This window comes from Pseudomonas sp. CFBP 13710, assembly GCF_014842235.1.
GTDB lineage: Bacteria > Pseudomonadota > Gammaproteobacteria > Pseudomonadales > Pseudomonadaceae > Aquipseudomonas > Aquipseudomonas baltica.
Genome location: NZ_JACYVJ010000021.1, coordinates 1 through 2,821, shown reverse-complemented (window position 1 = coordinate 2,821; position 2,821 = coordinate 1). Strand labels below are relative to the sequence as shown.

Annotated in this window: 2 protein-coding genes and 1 pseudogene; all 3 read right to left on the bottom strand. The window is 56.3% G+C overall.

The genetic code is table 11. The features are described from left to right. On the bottom strand, positions 1 to 1,065 hold a 1,065-nt coding region (locus IFT44_RS20985; RefSeq protein ID WP_192176519.1), incomplete at its 3' end, for a hypothetical protein. 365 nt (positions 1,066 to 1,430) lie between these two features. Next, a pseudogene (locus tag IFT44_RS20980) lies at positions 1,431 to 1,658 on the bottom strand (carbamoyltransferase N-terminal domain-containing protein); the annotation flags it as partial. A gap of 328 nt (positions 1,659 to 1,986) precedes the next feature. After that, positions 1,987 to 2,821: hypothetical protein (locus IFT44_RS20975; RefSeq protein ID WP_207106120.1), on the bottom strand; the 835-nt coding region annotated here is incomplete at its 5' end.

Genomic DNA, 2,821 nt, shown 5'->3' with positions numbered 1-2,821 from the left:
GGTGTAGTACACGTACGCCTGGCTGTCGATCAGCACGGCGGCCACGTCCTTGGGTACCTGGAAGTTGAGAAAGCGGTTGCTGCCCAGCTGCTGGGCCGGGGTGCTGTAGTCTTGAAACGCGCCGTCCACCGGCCGTCCGGTCCAGTGCACGACGATGTTGTCGTCGACGGCGATGGTCGAATAGCGATTGACGCGGATTTCCACCAGGCCGTCGGTGATGGTATCCAGATGCAGGTCGCCGGTCTGGGTGCCTTCCACGGTCGGCTCGGGCAACGAGCCTCGTGCATACACGGTGGTCAGCACGCTGGGGCTGTAGCGCGAATAGTTCTGCACCTTGTCGCGGATGCTGTAGCGCACGATCAGGTCGGTGCCGGGGCGGGCGGCAATGACGCTGTTGGGCACGGTGATGGTGATGCTGCGGTTGAGGTCGCTGGTTTGCAGCGGGCCATAGTGAATGGCCGTGCCGGCCCAGAACAGGGTGACGATATCGCCCTCGCTCTGGTGGGTGTATTGCTGGATCGTCACCGGCAGGTCGCCCACCAGGCTGACATCGGAGATGAGGTCCGGCACGCCATAGGGCAGCCCGAGATTGGGGTTCAGCGAAGGATCGCTGGCGTCCGGCGGCTCGGGCGGGTCGCCAGGCACCGTCAGCTTGATCGGCACCACCAGCGACTGCGATGCCCGCTCGTTGCCGGCTGAATCCTTGACGTGGTAGTGCAGCGTCGCCTCGAGCGCGTCGGGGGAAATGTAGTACGCATCGGCAATCAACGCCTGAGTGGCGGTGGCGTCGGTCACCCTGGCGAAGTCCATGTAACCGTCATTCCAGTAGAGGTCGATGATGTCATTCACCGCCATACCCACGTAGGGCTCTACCAGCACGGTGATCAGGCCGTTGTCGTAGTCGTCTTTGTTGATGCCGCCATGGGAGATCGCGGCCGGTACCAGGGGGGCGTAGATATTGGGGTCGGGCGCCACGCCACCATGTCGGGCATCGTGGTTGACATGGTCGCTGCCATAGGCGGCTTTGCGGATGGCGCGCAATAATGAACGGGGTGGATTTTTCACGATGGATCACCTCGGGGAAGTTGAGGGAATATCGAAGAGTAGAGAGGCGAGCAATCAAGCAGCAGTCACCTGAGAGAACAAGTTAGGCTTGAAAACTGGAAAGTGCAAACAACTGGAAGAGTGACAAACTTGGTAGGTTTTCGCGCCCAAGTCTATGTGATACATACGCTTTATTCGCATAACGATTGAATGCGAGGACTCAAGAAAAGTTAGTATATTTTTGTACTTTGGATGCGGCTATAAAAAATAATATTCAACATTGCATTGAAAGTAAAAAGGCGAGCTTTTGCATATGCTAGTTAGCTCGTTAAAATACGGAAAATCTACTTGCCAAGCAGGTAGCCATGCCTCTGAAGAAGCAGTGCCAGGCTGATGGGGGCGAACGGAATGGCCACCACGTCAACGTCCGACGGCTTGATGCCGGCTTGCTCCAGGCAGAACTTGGCCGATTCGTAGGGCATGCGGTTCTTTGCATGTTTGTCGCGCACGAAGCGCTCTTCTTCGGCGGCGGCAACCAGCTTGCCGTCGATGTACAGCGCCGCGGAAGGGTCATGGCTAAGGGCGCCGGACAGGCCAAGAATCGTCAATGCCAAGGGTCTAGCCTCTTTGAGCGGAATGGGTGCGCGCGCGGTGATCGGGCACGGCGGGCGGCGAAAGGCGGGGATTATAGCGTAATAAGCGGCCCGCCAGACACACCCCCCACATCACGCAAGATTGTGGGAGGCAGAGTCGCTAGCAAGCAGGCTGGCCTCAGGAAATGCAACTCCGAGGACAGAAGGTGATGCATGGGTCGCTTGTCGCCTTTCGGAGTGAGCACCGCCGATGACTCTGCACCGGCAGGGCCACATCGAGCTTTTTAGCCACCTACGATTGCTGCTGAAAGTCTGTACTGGATCGTATATGGGATAGAAAGCATCAACACTACACGCGCCTGATAGTGAGATTATCAAGGCGCACGGGGTTATTACCAAGCGGAATATCGAGGTATGCATGAGTTATTTTATTCAGGCCGGAACCTGCCTGAAAAGTCAACCAGTAATACTCATCTATTAATTTTGACTGCGTCACCAGAGCCTTCCCCTCATATACATAAAATCTTCCAGCTCGGGCTCCGGAACCCTTCTGATACAGCCCAAATTTAAAGTAGTTGACCGGGGGGTCAAAAAGAATGAAGAACGCGTTATTTGCTAAGCTAGAAACTTCTAAATACTTCCCCGTCACATAGGGAGCCCCATCGGGATCACTGCCAATAACCGCGCGATAGTTGTTGTTAGAGGTATGTATCACGCAAGATGAAGCTAGCGGGATCGGAAGTGAAATTGGCCCATGAGCAAACCCCTCGAAACCTTCCGAAACAGGCCCTGTGCCTGGGTCACCAGCAGACACCTCGAAAGCCCTTGGTGTAGAGGTTTGAACAAGGCCGCCGCTCACTCGCCTCGCGGTGTACGCAACACTGACCGCTTTACCCGCACTCAACAAAGCTGTCGCTTTTGGAACCACGAATTCCAGTGAGTCATGCGCCAGCACCTCGCGCGCAGGCAAGGTGATGGACCCTGCGTCATCCACCGCCGTCCATTCCAACCCTACCCATTGGCCCGCTTCGACCCCCCCATACACCGGTGTCGTGATCTTCACACCCGTATTGGGAATGGCCGCAGGGTCCAAATGCCCATTGGTTTCGTTTTCCACTGTTGGTGCAGGTAGCACCAAAGTCAACTGAGTCATGTTCAGCACTCCTTCAGGAAATATAACCGCT